This is a genomic window from Vreelandella mediterranea (genome assembly GCF_970647075.1).
On the sequence record NZ_OZ310198.1, the window covers coordinates 1,293,963 to 1,308,533 of the forward strand.

A 14,571-nucleotide genomic window follows, 5' to 3' on the forward strand; every position below is an offset into this window, starting at 1 on the left:
GTCAAGTCACCGCTATCTGTTGAAGAGGTTTAAGATGAGAACACCCCACGACGTGCTGAATGAGTGGATGCAAGCGATCAACGACGCCGATGTAGAAGCGCTGCTCGCCCTCTACGATGACAACGCCGTACTGATCCCTACCTTTTCGAACCGCATCGCCAATAACAGCGAAAAACACCGCGACTATTTCGAGCGTCTCGGCGCCCGCCCGGGTTTGAGCATCACCCTGCACGAAAAAACCCTGATCATTCAGGAAATGTCCGAGACACTCTGCTCGCTGACCGGCCTTTACAACTGGCGCTTCGAGGTCGAAGGCGAGCTCTTGAACTTCGAGGCCCGCTTTAGCTACGTGGTCGATCTGTCCAAAGAAGCGCCCATTCTGCACCACCACTCCTCGCAAATTCCGCGCATGCTGTAAGCAGGCAACGGCGAAGCTCAGGCTTCGCCGTGTCCGGTTCAAGAAAGGAGCAGCGCATGTTCGTTGGTAAAAATACCGGAAGTAAGCGAATTCGATACCGCTTTCGGTGCGGCTCCCTTCGCATGTCACGCTCTTGATGGAAAACAGCGCGGATGGCCCAGTGCCACCACATTTGAGTACACCAACTATAGCCTGGCGGCGCGCACACGAAATTTAGGTATGTGGCCGAAATTTTCTTTGCTTTCAGTAGAATCAATAGGGTAGGTTTGATCAAGGCGGCTACATAATCTTAATGAACGCGCTGGCACGTTTATTGAGATTGAGTAGCCAGCTATATAACCACTGTTAGGCTAAGTGATGAAAAAAATTCTGGCTTTTGTGTCTCGCTTACATTGGCAGCTTGTGATTTCTCTCCTAGTGGCTTCTATTTCTTTGTCATGGGTGATGTTCTGTGACACTGGCCAAGCGAGCCTTGCAAAGCTAGAAATCTCGACCTACGTATCGGTTATTACAGGCTTGGCTTCCATTGTCGCGCTTTTTTGCTCAGTTTCATTCGGCTTCGTGTTGTTCCAGATTCAATCAGCAAAGTCAGAACGGCTGGGAGCGTATTCAGAACTAAAGGCTCGGCTTTATTCTTTTCATTCGTGGCTTCGCTCTTTAGAAGATAGTCCTGAAAAAAATGTCTGCATGGCTATGGTTTTTGAGCTGGAGAAGCTAGATCTAATCGATATACCGAGAATACACTATGGCAAAGAATATGATGACTATATAGAGGCTATGGATGAAGGCCTTAACAATACAGAGAGGCGTGAGTTTTACTTAACCTCCATATTGTATTCAGGTTATATTGATCAGCTGCTCTCAAGGCTAGGTGTTATCTCGATAAGGCAAATAATAACAAAGCGTTTTTTGGATACCCTGTCGAAGGGTTTTGGGTTAGTAGGTGGATTAGTCCTTTTGCTTTTTATCAGTCTAGTGGCTTTTGATAGCAGCTTGAAAGAGTATATTTTTTCTTCAGCTGTATTCTTCTGTTTAGCGACTCTGCTCCTGTTTCTAGAGTTCAGTTACGACGTTTATCGTCAATACCAAGAGGAAATCGATTTTATTGAATATGACTCCGAGGCTGATTCAGCCTAACCAGTGCATAATGGCGGACTGATTTTCCGCTGCACTCCAAACTAGCCTAAAATTTAGGCATTAACCCTATGAGGAGAAGTTGGGTTGTTGTATAAACTAAGTTCAACCGATGAGACGTTTGACAGAATTGAGCCATTGCCATTTAAGGATTTCTCTAGCTTTGGTCAACTCGAAAAAAATCTGGAAAATTTAATAGCGAGCAGTATTCTCGAGTTACTTTTCGAAGACGCAAGCTTGATGCCTATTTTTCAAGAACGACAATACCAAGCCGAGGCTGATGTATACGCTCTGAATAAAGATGGCGAACTAACTATTTTCGAGCTGAAGCGGGGCGCCGCTGGCGAAGACGCGGTGCATCAAGCCCTTAGATATGCTCAGCATGCAGGCCAATGGACTTACGCCGAAATCGAATCGAAATATAAAAAATATCTTGATAGAAACGCTGATCTTGCTCTTGACCACCAAGAAGCGTTTGAGCTTGAGCATCCTCTAGACGCTAGGCAAATCAATAATAAACAGCATCTGATCATCATAGGCAGTGCAGCCGACGAGAGTTTGATTAATGCCGTCAATTACTGGCAAAGCCAAGGCGTATCTATCAACTTTTTACCCTACCGGATTTATGAGATCGGTGAAGATAAATATTTTGAGTTCTTCGCCCTACCGTACGATAAGCACAAGAACCCTGCCGACGTCAAAGGAGTGCTCTTCGATACAAATCGTAGTTGGGAAGAGGATTCTATTTGGTACATGGTCGAGAATAGTAGAGTAGCTGCGTTCGGGGATGCTAAACGTTTTGTTGAGTACGTTTATCCTGGGGACATAGTATTTTTTTCGCACAAGTGGACTGGTCTGGTCGCAGCAGCAAAAGTCAAGAAAGGATCCGTACGGGCACCTGAGCCTGGCACTCTGTATCGAGACGTGGAATTTATTACCCCTGTACCCGAAAAGGGTCGTGAAGTTAAGGGGATGCCATTTAAGATGGTCTCGGAGTTAACTGGCAAAAGCTTCTTCTGGGCGCGAACCATCAAGGTTCCATATCTCACTCGCGACGAAGCAAACGATCTCGCCGTGGAACTAAAAAAGTATTTAGATACAAAGGCATAACAAGTCGCTGCGGTTGACCGCCGAAAGCGCTGCCGCGCTTCAGGTTCCATCCACAGCCTACGGTTGCTCCAGCGGCAACTGAGCTTAGGCGTTAATTATGAAATCGAGAACCAAGGCTCCGTGAAAAAAATAATCATTTTTGGCAACTCAGGTTCCGGGAAGTCTACTTTAGCCCAACACTTGCGGGATCAAGGACTCGCCCACCTCGACTTGGATGTTTTGGCGTGGCTTCCCTCGAAACCGCCGGAAAGGCGACCGATAGACCAGGCGGATGAACACATTCAGTCTTTCATTCACGAACATAACGAGTGGGTTATAGAAGGCTGCTACACGGATTTGCTCGAACGGGTAGCGCCGTTTGCCAACGAGGCGGTTTTTATGAATCTGCCGGTTCACCTGTGTCAGGAAAATGCCAGAAATAGACCCTGGGAGCCGCACAAGTACGAATCCAAACAAGCACAGGATGATAATTTTCCGATGCTGCTCGATTGGATTGCAGGATACAGGGAAAGGGATGACGCGCTTTCATACCGTGCCCACAAGGCGCTTTTCGAAGGCGTTCAAGGCAAAAAGAGTGAGCTCACCTGCAACGCGAATAGATATAACCCACCGTCCGAGAGCTAAGTTGAAAGCCCATGTTTAGGCTCTGTCTGAAAAGTGCCTGCGCTCGACAATACGGCGTTAAAAATTGGCTCGTGCGCGAGTCCGATCAAAATACTCATTTACACGTGTAAACTCCGTTTTTTCGCCAATTTTTGCCTTGTCTTGTCTTCGCTCGTCGACTTTTCAGACAGACCCTAGCCGAGTGTTAAATGCCCATGATCGATCACGATAAATTCCAGGCGTTGGTCAAACAGCTTTATGCCACGGTCGAAGAATTGCAGGCCATGTTTCCGGGTAGGCATTTTACGCCGGACGGTCATATGGTGGGCAGTTTGGGTGAGTGCCTTGTGGCCGATGCCTACAACCTTGAGTTGCGGGCGGCCTCCAACAAAGGCCATGACGCGGTCACCGAAACCGGCCTGGAAGTGGAGATCAAGGCGACGCAATCCAACTCGGTTGGATTTCGGAGTCAACCGCAGCATGCGATCATCATCAAGATTTTGCGTGATGGTACATTCGAGGAAATCTACAACGGGCCAGGGCGGCTTGTTTGGGAGCAGTTTCAAGGTAAACGGCTACCGAGTAACGGCCAGTTTCAAGTCTCTCTCAACAAGCTCCGCCAACTCGATCAGTCCGTGGCTCCAGCCGATCGTGTGCTTCCAGCCATTTAATACATCGGGTAGTACGCGGGCGAGAGCGGCAGGCAGATAGCTTACCGCTGGGGAGAGGCGCGCTAAACCTTTATATCGATACTGCCAGTAGCAGCGCTAGCGTCGACCGTTGGTGTTGGCAGTAGCTGGCCCAGGGTTGAGTACAGCGCGTTGGTCTCTGCCTTGGCGAGGGAGCGGTCCATCTTGTCCATGTCCTTTTCTGCTTGCTTTAGCTCGCGGCGCGCCTCTTTATCTTCCTGGCGTAGGCGAATCTTGAGTTCGCTCATCGCTTCCTGAAATTCCTTTTTCGTATCGGTCAGGATAGAGCGAAGCGCGTGTTCGCTGGCGCTAATGCCAGGGGTGCGTTCAGTGGGCTGGGTGGTCGAAGGTGCCAGGGTATTTTGCGCTAAAGCATCGCCAGGCGCTTGAGGTTGATCGCCGCGCTTTTGCTCTTCAGGTTTTTCTTCATTATCAGGGTTTTCCTGAGCGATAGCCGCCTCGGTGCTTGCAAGCGTAGCGTTGGCGGATTTAACGTCGCTTTCGGCGCTGGCTACATCGCTTTCCACGTTTTCGCTGGGCGGTACCGGTGCGGCGCCGTTAGCCCCCTGTACTGCGTTGACCGTGGGTGTGATCGTTGGGCCAGCACTAGCGCCGCCGCTGCCACTAAGCTGGCGCGCCGCCGCGCCAAGCTCCCGCGCGATGCTTTTAAGCTCGCTGGCCATGGACTTGAGCTGCTCCGGGGAGGCAAAGCGCATCATCGCCTTGAGGGTCTCTAGCCGCTGTTTTAAAAAACCGGCCTTTTGTGCGGCGTTCTGCATCGCCGACTCTTTGGGGCTTGGCAGCGACGCCAGCGCCTCAAACGCCTCTTTCTGCTTTTTAAGGCGTTTGATCTGTGCGTCGTTGGTCGTGGCGGCGGGGGCTATTAACGGCGCTTTATTGGCCACTTGCGGCTTTGGGCCTGTCGCCGGTTCACGACGGTTAGCCATCGTAAAAAGGTTGGAGAATCCGATTTTCATGAGCGGTTCCTGATTGTTATTAGTCTAATTATCGGCCGTTTCATAAAAAGCTTAAATTTGGGTGGGGTATCTGGTTGAGCCAGCCTTTGCAGGCCACTATCAAGAAACGCTAAAGTAGCTTTTTCCAAAAATGAGTAAAGCGTATGGCTAAGCGCGTTAAATCTCGAAAAATAGCGGCATTGAACATTGCTGGAAGCCTCGCTATCGCAGGCGCGACGACTTATATGTTGTTCGTTGGTTTTAACGTAGTGGGTCTGGCGATTATAGGGGTAGCTCTCATAAGTGTTGCGATTCCCGTTGCCGCCAGTGGTGATAGCCTCCTCGAAATTTTACTGGGCCTTCTCGAAGCGTTATTTGAAGGGATAATGGCTGGGTTAGAGGGCATTTTTAATGCAATATGCGCATTGTTTAGCTGGTGACTCGCATGAATAAGTGGCAGCGAAGAGTAGCGGGCACTCTGGCGGTAGCGGGTGGGGGCATTGGTGCCGTCTCGGTTTTTTCACTATTGTTTAACGGCCTAAATATATTCAACTGGCTGTTTTTCTTGCTCTTTTTAGCGCTATATAGCGGGGGCATAGTGTGTGGCATTAAGCTAATCGAGGGCCATGCCAATGCCGAAAAAGCAAACTTCCTGTTTTGGCTGTGCCAGGTTCCGCTGGTGTTCTCTCCCGTCGCCGGGTATTTCTTTGCCTCCGGCCTTTATTTCACCGTGTGGTTCACGCCGGGAACGCTCGATATGGGCACCGAATTCTTCGTAGGCAGCGTTTTTAGATACTCCCTGTTTGAGTCGCATCAACCCCTCACGCTCGGCGTTAACCTGGTGGCGATCGCGATGAGCGTTTGGTTCTTCATTAAAATGCCCGGAAAAACCCGGCAGCCCAATGAGCCTGAACAGTAAACCCCGGCTAAATAGTTGATCAAAAAAAACGCCCAAACTGATAATTTGGGCGTTTTTTTAGGTCCCGAAAATGGCGTTAGCCAGAGCTAGCGTTTCTTGCTGCCCGCCACTTTGTTGCTTTCAGTTCGGCCACTTTCCTCTGCACTGCCCCCCGGAAAATGCCCCCGCACCAGCTCCAAAAGCCCCTGGGTCGAGGCATCGAAGTCCGCGGCGTTGGTGTCGATGCGCTCGCTGATTTCCCCGGCGATGCGCTTGCCGAGCTGTACGCCCCACTGATCAAACGAATTGATGTTCCAGATGACGCCCTGAACGAACACCTTGTGCTCGTAGAGGGCGATCAGCGCGCCGAGGTTTTTCGGCGTGAGCTCGTCGAGCAGCAGAGTGCTGGAGGGGCGATTGCCGGGGCAGCTGTAGGGATCCTGGCTGAGCTCTCGGGCGTCCCCCTGGCTGCCTTCCATGAAGGCGTTGGCCTGGGCCAGCATGTTGGTGATCAGGGCGAAGTGGTGCTCCTCCATGCCGGATTCGGGCTTCAATGAGGCGATGAAGTCGATGGGCACGTAGCGCGTACCCTGATGGAGTAGTTGGAAAAAGGCATGTTGGCCGTTGGAGCCGGTCTGACCCCAAACGATGGGGCCGGTCTTGTAATTGACCGGGTGGCCGAAGATATCTACCGACTTGCCGTTGGACTCCATATCCAGCTGCTGCAGAAACGAGGGCAACTGGTTGAGCGCCTGATCGTAGGGCACGATGGCCTGGGTTTCGGCGCCAATGAAGTTGATGTACCAGATCCCGATCAGCGCCATCAGCACCGGCATGTTTTGCGCAAGCGGCGCTTCGATGAAGTGGCGGTCCATCTCGTGGGCGCCTTCCAAAAGCTCGATGAAGCCCTCGAAGCCGATGGAGAGCGCAATCGGCAGGCCGATCGACGACCACATGGAGTAGCGCCCGCCCACCCAGGCCCAAAACTCGAACACGTTCTCCTCGCGAATACCGAATTCCATCGCCGCGGTGCGGTTAGTGGAGGCGGCGATGAAGTGCGCGCCCACGTCGGCATCTTCGCCGGCGTTTTCCAGAAACCAGCGCCGGGCGGTCTTGGCGTTCAAAAGTGTTTCCTGGGTGGAAAACGTCTTGGTCGAGACGATGAACAGCGTGGTCGCCGGGTCGAGCCGCGAGAGCACTTTCTGGATGTGGGTGCCATCGACGTTGGAGACGAAGTGGAAGTGCATCTCCGGGTGGCGGTATTTTAGAAGGGCGCGTACCGCCATGTTCGGGCCCAGGTCCGAGCCGCCGATGCCGATGTTCACCACGTCCTTGATGGCCTTGCCGCTGTAGCCTTTCCACTCGCCGCTGCGTACCGCCTCGGAAAAGCGCTTGATCTGCTCCCGGGTGCGGGTGATTTCCGGCATCACGTCTTCGCCGTCGACATACACCGGCTCGTCGCCCGGGTTTCTAAGGGCGGTGTGCAGCACCGGGCGGTTTTCGGTCACGTTGATGATATCGCCGGAAAACATCTGTGCGCGGCGCTGCACAAGGGCAGAGTGATCGGCAAGCTCGATCAGCTTGGCCATGACCTCATCTGAGATGTGGTGCTTGGAGTAGTCCAGAAACAGCCCGCCGACTCTCAAACTCATTTTCTCGAAGCGCTGCTTGTCTTGGGCGAAGTAGTCGCGAATGCGGTCGTTATGGGTTTTATCGCGCAGGCGCTCCAGGGCCTGCCAGGTGACGCTGCGGGTGAGCTGAAACATAAAGCGGGGATTCCTTTGGGGTGAGGCGGATAGCAGGCAAATGCTGGCCTTTATTGTTGTGTAAAAAATACTACATCAAGCGCCATGGATGACAAACGAAGCGCAAAAAAAAGCGCCTTTAACGTAATAAAACACGTTTTGGGCGCTTTTCGTTGCGTGTCAGGCGGGCGGGGCGTTAGCTTGCCACGGCCACTTGGGCTGCGCCGCGCTTGAGGAAAGCGTAGCTCACCCCGGTAATCAGCGAGCCCGCCACGATGGCGCCCAGATACAAAAGCGCCGGGGTGATGGCACCCGGGATCAGCAGCACGAAGATACCGCCGTGGGGCGCCATGAGCTGTGCCCCGGCAAGCATGGAGAGCGCGCCGGTGATCGCGCCGCCGGCGATACAGCAGGGAATGACGCGCAGCGGATCCTTGGCCGCAAACGGAATCGCGCCTTCGCTGATAAAGCAAAGCCCCAGCACGAAGGACGCCTTACCCGCCTCGCGCTCGGCGGCGGCGTACTTGTAGCGCGCCAGAAAGCTTGCGATACCCATACCGATAGGCGGCACCATGCCCGCGGCCATCACCGCCGCCATCGGCCCATAGGTGTTCGAGGCGATCAGACCCACCCCAAACGTGTAGGCGGCCTTATTGATGGGCCCGCCCAGGTCGACGCACATCATCGTGCCGAGCAGAAGCCCCAGAATGACCGCGTTGGTGGAATCCAGCGACTCGAGGTAGTTCTCGAGCGCGCCCAGCAGGCTCGCGACCGGCTCGCCGATGACGTACACCATCACTAGCCCGGTCACCAGGCTCGCCACGAAAGGAATGATTAAAATGGGCTTGAGCGACTCGACGCTCGAGGGCAGCTTCACGCCGCGGGTGACGGCCAGCGCCACGTAACCCGCCAGAAAACCGGCGAGAATGCCGCCGATGAACCCGGAGCCGATATCCGCGGCGAGCATGCCGCCGATCAACCCTGGCGCGATGCCCGGCCGGTCGGCGATGGAGTAGGCGATGTAGCCCGCCAGTACCGGCACGATCAGCCCCATGGCGCTGCCGCCGATTTGCATCAGCGCGGCGGCCAGGGTTCCCGGCTCCTCGAACGCCTCGATGCCGAAAACGAACGAGAGCGCGATGATCAGCCCGCCCGCCACCACCATGGGCAGCATGAACGACACCCCGGTCAGCAGGTGCTTGTAAACGCCTTTTTCCTTGAGGCTTTTGCTGTCACCGGAGGGCTTTGCACTGGCGCCGTCTTCTACCACGGCCTGAGAGAGCGCGTTTTCGACGGTGAGCTGCGGTTTTTTCAGCGCCGTACCGGTCGAGGTGCGATAGACCCGCTTGCCCGCGAAGCGGGTCGGGTCGACCTCGATATCGCAGGCGAGAATCACCACGTCGGCGTCATGAATTTCCGCTTCGGTCAGCTTGTCCTGGGCGCCCACGGACCCTTGGGTTTCCACGCGAATGGCGTGGCCCAGCGCGCGGCCGGCCTCGCTCAATGCCTCGGCGGCCATGAAGGTATGCGCCACGCCGGTGGGGCAGGCGGTGACGGCGACGATGCGGTGCACGCCTTCGGCGTTAGCCGCCGCTGGCGCCTCATGGGGTTCTTCGTCCGGGGTATAGAGCGGCGCTTCACGCTTGGCGGTGGCCAAAAAGTCTTCCGGCGCCGGTAGCGCCTGCGCAATGCTGCCGTGATAGAGGCGCTTGCCGGCGAAGCGGCCGGGGTCGGGCACGTGGGGCGCGGTGACCACGATCAGATCGGCGTGCTGTATCTGCTCGGCGCTGGCGGGTGTGAGCGGGGCCAGCTCGCTGTGCATTTCGACGTGCGCTTGCCAGCCTAAACGCTTGGCGGCCTGCTCGAGCCGCCGGGCGGCCAAAAAGGTCGTCGCCATGCCGCTGGGGCAGGCGGTAATTAGAATGATGTTCATTGAAAAGCTCCCTCGACGCGGCCGGTTTCCAGGCGCTGTACGTGAGTCTCTAGTTCCAGGTTTGAAAAGTCGCTGGCCCTGGCATCGCCAACGCCTGGGTGGCGCACCGATTCACAGGAGAGGGCCGTGGCAAAGCGCAGTGTGGCCTCGGCGTCGTGTCCGCTCAGCAGGCCGTGCAGCATGCCCGCCAGGAAGGTGTCGCCAGCCCCTACGGTATTGACCGCTCGAACCCGCGGCGGCGTGGCCTGCCAGGCGCCTTCGGCGTTGACCCAGAGTACGCCGTCGGCGCCGGCGGAAAGCAGCGCCTGGTCGATCCCGGCCCGGTGCAGGCGCTGGGTTGCCTGCTGGCGGCTCGCCAGGTTATCCAGCGGGCTTTGTGCCCACTCGGCAAGCTCGATTTCGTTGGGCTTGACCGCCGCCGGGGCGATCTCGATGGCACGCTTTAGCGCCTCGCCGCTGGTATCGACCCAAAGCGGCACCCCGGTATTTTTGAGTCTTTCGAGCAAGGCACTGAAGCGGTCCACATCGAGCCCGGGCGGCAGGCTCCCGGCGACCACGATCGCCTCGACCGGGGTGTGGGCCAGTGTCTCTTCAACGCCACACAGCAGCGCCTCCAGGGGGGCGGCGTCCAACGCGATGCCCGGGCCGTTGATATCCGTCACCCGGCCGCTTTGCTCCGCTAGTTTGGCGTTGATGCGGGTCTCGCCGGGCACGCGCAAAAACGCGTCCGTGACGCCAAGCTGCTCGAAAGCGCGCTTGAAGGGGCCGTCGTTATCACCCCCCAGAAAGCCGCTTACGATGACCTCGTGGCCGAGCCCGGCCAGCACGCGGGCCACGTTGACGCCCTTGCCGGCGGCTTCGAGCTGGGCGTGGTGTGGGCGGTTGACCGCCCCCAGGGCCAGCTCATCGAGAGCGAAGGCGAGATCCAGCGCCGGGTTGAGGGTGAGTGTCAGAATGCGGGCCATTAGCGGGCCTCCAGGGCGTCGCGCACCGCCTCAGAGGTGGCCTGAGCGAGGGCCAGGCGGGCGCTGGCTTGCGCATCTGCCAGGTCGAACTCGCGCAGGCGCGCTTTCACCAGCGCCACCTGGCGGGCACTAACCGAGAGCTCGTCGACCCCCAGGCCGACCAGCACCGGCACGGCGGCGGCATCGGAGGCGAGCTCGCCGCATACGCCGACCCATTTGCCTTTGGCGTGGGCGGCCTCGACGGTCATTTGAATCAGGCGTAGCACCGCCGGGTGCAGGCCGTCGGCCTGAGCGGAAAGCACCGGATGGCCGCGGTCGATCGCCAGGGTGTACTGGGTCAAATCGTTGGTGCCGATCGAGAAGAAGTCGACCTCGTCGGCCAGTGTGGGGGCGAGCAGGGCGCTGGAGGGAATCTCGATCATCACGCCCAGCTGCACGTCCGTTGCCCGCTCGGTGGCGGGAATCTCGGCGAGCAGCCGGTCGTAAATGGCTTTGGCGGCGCGGAACTCGGCCACGTCCTTGACCATGGGGAGCATGATACGCAGCGGACGCGCGTTGCCCTGGGCGTCCGGGGCGGCGGCCATTAGAAGCGCCTTAAGCTGGGTTTCCAGCACCTGTGGCTCGGTCAGCGCCAGGCGAATGCCGCGCAGCCCCAGAAACGGGTTGTCCTCCTGGGGGACCGGCCAGTAGGGCAGGGGTTTGTCGCCACCGACATCCAGGGTGCGGGCCACCAGCGGGCGCCCGGCAAGCGCCTCGAGGGCCTGGCGGTATTCGGCGGTTTGTGTGGCCAAATCCGGAGCGCTCGAGTGGGCCATGAACAGAAACTCGGTGCGCAACAGCCCCACGCCCTCGGCGCCGCGCTCCACCGCATCTTCGGCGTGCAGCGTATTGCCCAGATTGGCGGCAACCTCGACCGGGTGGCCGTCGCGGGTTTGGGCGGGCTCGAAGCGCCGCTCCCAGGCGTCCGCTTCCCGGCTTTGCAGGTCGAGCAGTTGCTGCTCGGCGCGGCTCAGGCGCTCCTCGCTTGGCGAAGGCGTAATGCGGCCGCGCTCGCCGTCGAGAATCATCATGCTGGTGTTATTAAGGCTCATTACCGCCTTGCCGGCGCCGACCACCGCCGGAATGCCCAAGGCGCGCGCCAGAATCGCGCTGTGGGCCGTGGCGCCGCCGCGCTCGGTCAAAAGCCCTTTGACGCGGGACGTATCGAGCCGCGCCACATCCGAGGGGCCGATATCCTCGGTGACCAGAATGTAGGGGTGGTTGGGGGGTTCGGGGAGCTCCACATTGCACAAAACGCTGAGTACCCGGCGGCCGACATCACGAAGGTCCGCGGCGCGCTCGGCCAACAGCCGGTCGGCCAGCATTTCCTGGGCGTGGGCGGCGGTGTCGATCGCCTCCCACCAGCCGGCCTCCGCCGAGCGGCCCTCGCGAATGGCGTCTTTCGCGGCGTGGTGAAGCTCCGGGTCGTCGAGCATCTCTTCGTGCATGGAGAGAATATCCGCCACGTCGCCGCCGGCGGCGTGGCGCACCAGCGCGCTTAGCTGCGCCTTGCCCTCCTGCACCGCCTCCTTCAGCCGGGATAGCTCCCGCTCGGCGTCTGCCGCCTGCTCCGGGTAGTCGAACTGCGGGGCGCGCATGACGAACACCGGGGCAATCGCAAGCCCCGGGGAGGCGGCTACACCGGTATGCGGCGTGTCGGCCTCGAGGGCCATAACCGGTTGTTCTTCATGCTCGGCGGGGGCGGGCGGCTCGAAACCGCCGTCGAACGGCGCGACTTTTTCGCCAAGCCCGCCTTCGATGGCCTGGGCCAGCGCTTCGAGCGCCTGCTCGGCGCCTTCACCTTCGCCGGAGAGCGTCAGCCACTGCCCGCGCCGGGCGCCCAGGCCAATCACCTTGGTCAAGCTCGCCGCGGAGACGCTGGTCGGGCTGCCTTCTTCCAGGCGCACGTTGATCGCCACGCTCTGGGCACGGGCCACCTGCACCAGCTGCTTGGCCGGGCGGGCATGCAGGCCGTGGGGGTTGAGCACGCGCACGCGCCGGGTCGGGGTGGCGGCGTTTTCACCGGCGAGTAGTGCCAGCGCCTTGGCGGTGTCGGCGTCGGCAAGGGTTTGGCTCGCTACGTTCTCGAGCAGCGCATCGACTTGCTTTAAAAGCGGCAGGTGGTAGTCGCCCTGTGCGGCCAAACAGAAAAGCGCCTGCACCGGGTGGCCCGCTTCCTCGAGCGCGGTATCCGCCGGGGTGGCCAGCGCCAGCGCAGGCGTGAGCGCCCCGCCCGAATGGCTAACGAGCCAGTAGCCATCGCCCAGCCATACCGGGGCCTGGTCGGCCACGGCGGCGATGAAGGTGTTATCCACGCAGCCGCTTTGATAGAGCCTGGCCGCCGCGGCCAGCGCCAGTTCCTGGGCGCTTTGTGCGGGAAACTTCAGGCACAGCGTCTCTTTACCCAACCGCGGTGCCGGGACCTCTTTGGCCAGCAGGCGGGCGACGTCCTCGGTGGAGGTCGCCTTGGCCAGCGCCTCGGCCACGCCATCCCGGTCCAGCACATGGGTGAGCTGGCGCAAAATATCCAGGTGCTCGTCGTTTTGCGCGGCGATGGTCACCAGGACGTGAACACGGTTGCCGTCATGCCACTCGACCCCTTCCGGGAACTGCAGCACGCGCACGCCGGTTTGCTGAACGTGCTGACGACTTTGCGGCGTGCCGTGGGGAATGGCGATGGCGTTGCCCAGATACGTGGACGACTGGGCTTCACGAGCGTGCAGCCCGTCACGGTACTCCGGTGCGGTCAGCCCCGCTTCGTTCAGCGCGCCGGCGGCGGCGTCCAGCGCGGTTTGCCAGCTATCCGCCCGGCAACCCAGCAGGATATCGTCAGGGCCAAGTGTGAGCATGCAGTTCTCCTGTAAAGCGCGTCCGGCGTGAACTCGAAAGCGGCGCGAAGGCGGGGTCACAACGCGCATTAAAATCGTGAAACCCTTGGTGATGCTATGCTGAAACGATTCACCTCAGGGCACAAGGGGTGTGTTTGTAGACGTTGGTAGGGGCTTAGTCAAGGCGCTGGTACACTAAAGCGCTCAATGTGAGGACATGACATGACACTTGCCGATATCGCCCGGCTCGCCGGCGTCTCGCGAACCACGGCCAGCTACGTGATCAACGGCCAGGCGGAAAAGCGCCGTATTAGCGCCGCGACCATCGAAAAAGTAATGAGCGTGGTACGGGCGCACCGCTATCACGTCGACCCCCAGGCGGCGGCGCTGCGCCGTGGCGCCAGCCGGCTGATCGGGCTGATCGTGCCGGACCTGGAGAACGTAAGCTACGCGCGTCTTGCCAAGCGCCTGGAGCGGGGCGCCCGGGAGAAGGGGTATCAGCTTTTGGTGGCAAGCTCCGACGACAACGCCGAAAGCGAATGCGCGCTGGCGTTGGCGCTGCGTGCCCAGCGCTGCGAGGTGCTGATTACCGCGAGCTGTTTGAGTCAAAGCGACCCGTTCTATACCGAGCTTGCCAACGAGGGCGTTCGTATCGTGGGGGTCGACCGGGGGCTTTCCCCCACGCGCTTTGCAAGCGTGGTGAGCGATGACTTCGCGGCGGCGCAGGCGCTGACGCAATCGGTGATTGGCACCGCTACGCGGCGCCTTGTCTGGATCGATGCGATGCCCGCGCTTTCGATCAGCCGCGACCGCCGGGCCGGGTTCGAAACCGCCTTGCACGAGCGCGGGGTAGAAGGGCGAACGCTTTGTGCCAACCGCTACGAGCGCAGCGAGGGCGCCCGGCTAATGGCCGAGCTCGAAAGCGAGATGGGCGAAGTGGATGCCATCGTCACCGCCTCCTACACGCTGATGGAAGGGGTGTTCGATCACTTTCTCGGCCGCGGGGGGCTTCCGCACGCGCTCAAACTGGCCACCTTTGGCGATCACCGGCTTTTGGACTTTTTGCCCCAGCCGATCAACACCGTCTCTCAGGATTACGAGGGTATGGCGCAGTGCACGCTTGCCTGCGCGCTGGAGGCCATCGAAGGCCGCGTCCAACCCGGCCAAAAAGTGGTGGCGCGCCAGCTGCGCGTCCGCGAGGGCCAATACGCAAGCGCCTAAAACGCCCGGCACTGTTGGTAGCGCCAGGGCGC

General features: G+C 58.9%; 13 protein-coding genes. 8 read left to right on the forward strand and 5 right to left on the reverse strand.

Features of this window, described 5'->3' with window-relative positions:
* Positions 1–34: 34 nt before the first annotated feature.
* The 5 genes from ACWFVE_RS06090 to ACWFVE_RS06110 all read left to right on the forward strand — a co-directional run bounded on the left by ACWFVE_RS06090 (position 35) and on the right by ACWFVE_RS06110 (position 3,936).
* Complete coding sequence (locus ACWFVE_RS06090) at positions 35–418, forward strand: nuclear transport factor 2 family protein (RefSeq protein WP_447528386.1); 384 nt, start codon at positions 35–37, stop codon at positions 416–418.
* A gap of 357 nt (positions 419–775) precedes the next feature.
* On the forward strand, positions 776–1,555 hold the full coding sequence (locus ACWFVE_RS06095) for a hypothetical protein (RefSeq protein ID WP_447528387.1): 780 nt from the start codon (positions 776–778) through the stop codon (positions 1,553–1,555).
* Positions 1,556–1,639: 84 nt separating this feature from the next.
* Positions 1,640–2,662, forward strand: a complete 1,023-nt coding sequence (locus tag ACWFVE_RS06100) for a hypothetical protein (RefSeq protein ID WP_447528388.1) — start codon at positions 1,640–1,642, stop codon at positions 2,660–2,662.
* 120 nt (positions 2,663–2,782) lie between these two features.
* Positions 2,783–3,286 (forward strand): AAA family ATPase, encoded by a 504-nt coding sequence (locus ACWFVE_RS06105; protein WP_447528389.1) that lies wholly within the window; start codon positions 2,783–2,785, stop codon positions 3,284–3,286.
* 188 nt (positions 3,287–3,474) lie between these two features.
* Positions 3,475–3,936: a DUF6998 domain-containing protein gene (locus ACWFVE_RS06110; RefSeq protein ID WP_447528390.1), complete on the forward strand. Its 462-nt coding sequence runs from the start codon at positions 3,475–3,477 to the stop codon at positions 3,934–3,936.
* Between the two features lie 62 nt (positions 3,937–3,998).
* Here ACWFVE_RS06110 and ACWFVE_RS06115 read toward each other — a convergent pair whose 3' ends face one another.
* Positions 3,999–4,931: a hypothetical protein gene (locus tag ACWFVE_RS06115; RefSeq protein WP_447528391.1), complete on the reverse strand. Its 933-nt coding sequence runs from the start codon at positions 4,929–4,931 to the stop codon at positions 3,999–4,001.
* Between the two features lie 143 nt (positions 4,932–5,074).
* On the opposite strand from ACWFVE_RS06115, the gene ACWFVE_RS06120 reads away from it, so the two are divergent.
* Together ACWFVE_RS06120 and ACWFVE_RS06125 are read left to right on the forward strand one after the other, a co-directional pair.
* Positions 5,075–5,350 carry a hypothetical protein gene (locus tag ACWFVE_RS06120; protein ID WP_447528392.1) on the forward strand — a complete coding sequence of 92 codons (276 nt, stop codon included), beginning with the start codon at positions 5,075–5,077 and terminating at the stop codon, positions 5,348–5,350.
* Between the two features lie 5 nt (positions 5,351–5,355).
* Complete coding sequence (locus ACWFVE_RS06125; protein ID WP_447528393.1) at positions 5,356–5,829, forward strand: hypothetical protein; 474 nt, start codon at positions 5,356–5,358, stop codon at positions 5,827–5,829.
* Positions 5,830–5,915: 86 nt separating this feature from the next.
* Here the strand turns inward: ACWFVE_RS06125 and pgi are convergent, their stop codons facing one another.
* From pgi to ptsP, 4 genes are all read right to left on the reverse strand, one after another.
* Positions 5,916–7,574 carry a glucose-6-phosphate isomerase gene (gene pgi / locus ACWFVE_RS06130; RefSeq protein WP_447528394.1) on the reverse strand — a complete coding sequence of 553 codons (1,659 nt, stop codon included), beginning with the start codon at positions 7,572–7,574 and terminating at the stop codon, positions 5,916–5,918.
* A gap of 175 nt (positions 7,575–7,749) precedes the next feature.
* Complete coding sequence (locus tag ACWFVE_RS06135; protein ID WP_447528395.1) at positions 7,750–9,486, reverse strand: PTS fructose-like transporter subunit IIB; 1,737 nt, start codon at positions 9,484–9,486, stop codon at positions 7,750–7,752.
* Positions 9,483–10,451: a 1-phosphofructokinase gene (gene pfkB / locus ACWFVE_RS06140; RefSeq protein ID WP_447528396.1), complete on the reverse strand. Its 969-nt coding sequence runs from the start codon at positions 10,449–10,451 to the stop codon at positions 9,483–9,485. The genes ACWFVE_RS06135 and pfkB overlap by 4 nt, the downstream gene beginning before the upstream one ends.
* Positions 10,451–13,339, reverse strand: a complete 2,889-nt coding sequence (gene ptsP, locus ACWFVE_RS06145) for a phosphoenolpyruvate--protein phosphotransferase (protein WP_447528397.1) — start codon at positions 13,337–13,339, stop codon at positions 10,451–10,453. The genes pfkB and ptsP overlap by 1 nt, the downstream gene beginning before the upstream one ends.
* Before the next feature lie 201 nt (positions 13,340–13,540).
* Here ptsP and cra point away from each other — a divergent pair, with 201 nt between their 5' ends.
* Positions 13,541–14,539, forward strand: coding sequence for a catabolite repressor/activator (cra, locus tag ACWFVE_RS06150; RefSeq protein WP_447528398.1), 999 nt, complete (start codon positions 13,541–13,543; stop codon positions 14,537–14,539).
* Positions 14,540–14,571: the final 32 nt, after the last annotated feature.